The sequence below is a fragment of the Candidatus Symbiopectobacterium sp. NZEC135 genome (assembly GCF_025962695.1).
Map to the genome: position 1 here is coordinate 1 of NZ_JAGFPF010000810.1, position 918 is coordinate 918.

The 918-nt window shown below is 51.1% G+C and carries 2 protein-coding genes and 1 pseudogene; 1 reads left to right on the forward strand and 2 read right to left on the reverse strand.

The window, feature by feature from the left end:
* Nucleotides 1–303, forward strand: a pseudogene (locus J5224_RS30615) (MFS transporter); the annotation flags it as partial.
* A gap of 74 nt (nt 304–377) precedes the next feature.
* Here J5224_RS30615 and J5224_RS30620 read toward each other — a convergent pair.
* Together J5224_RS30620 and J5224_RS30625 are read right to left on the reverse strand one after the other, a co-directional pair.
* Nucleotides 378–740, reverse strand: coding sequence for a hypothetical protein (locus tag J5224_RS30620; protein WP_264628798.1), 363 nt, complete (start codon nt 738–740; stop codon nt 378–380).
* Nucleotides 733–918: hypothetical protein (locus tag J5224_RS30625; protein WP_264628799.1), on the reverse strand; the 186-nt coding region annotated here is incomplete at its 5' end. The genes J5224_RS30625 and J5224_RS30620, both read right to left, overlap by 8 nt.

Consider the following 918-nt stretch of genomic DNA (forward strand, 5'->3'; position numbering starts at 1 on the left):
GAACTGGGGGCTTTTCTGGCCGGTGCCGGTTTCTCGCTGGTGTTCCCCTCGCTTGGCGTACTGGCGGTCAAAGTGGTTGCACCGCAAAATCAGGGCAGTGCGCTGGCGACCTATACGCTGTTTCTCGATTTGTCCCTTGGATTGGTCGGCCCGTTGGCTGGAGTAATGATGGGCTACACCGGCGTAGGCGCTATTTATCTGGCGGCGGCGGTATTGGTGAGCGTCGGCTTGCTGATGACGTTGCGTCTGAGCCGCCGTGGTATCCCGTTGGCGCAGGAAGAAAACCTTTCGTCGCGGCAATAAGCGTTTGCTCACCGCGACGGCATGTTCACAGTGTCACACCAATTCGACCATGAACCGGTGTGACGCTGAGGTGGTTAGTTAGCGGCTTTATCAATCAAAACCGCGTCTGCCAATACGCCTTTCTCATCAAATCGCAGTGATAGCGTCTTGTCCTGGCCTGCTAGCGGACCCACTTTCGGCAGAAAGAGCGGCCTTTTTTCGTGTCGGTAGTGATACAACCATATCAGTGTAGCGATATCGCCCTTATTGTTGAGGGGAGGACCGAGCTTGATTAATACGTCGCGCTTGGTGGTTTTTCCATTGATAAACAAGGTGTGCAGATTGTCGTTATCCACATCTTCTAATGCGGTTGAATGCGACCGCGCGCCGTCCAGAACACACCCCGATAACGACAACACCATTGAAAGGAGATAGGCGGCTTTGCATATACTAGTCATCGAAGCCCTGATTATATTTCTTTTTAACTTGATAAGGGGCGGGTTTTAACACGGTTACCCCTGTTGTAGGGTCGCGGACAATTTCATTGAAGTGCAAAACACATATTTTACTGTTTTCTTTCTGGTCGTAATTCAGATCGTAATCTTTCCCTGCTTCTGGAGTGATAAGAAAGGATGT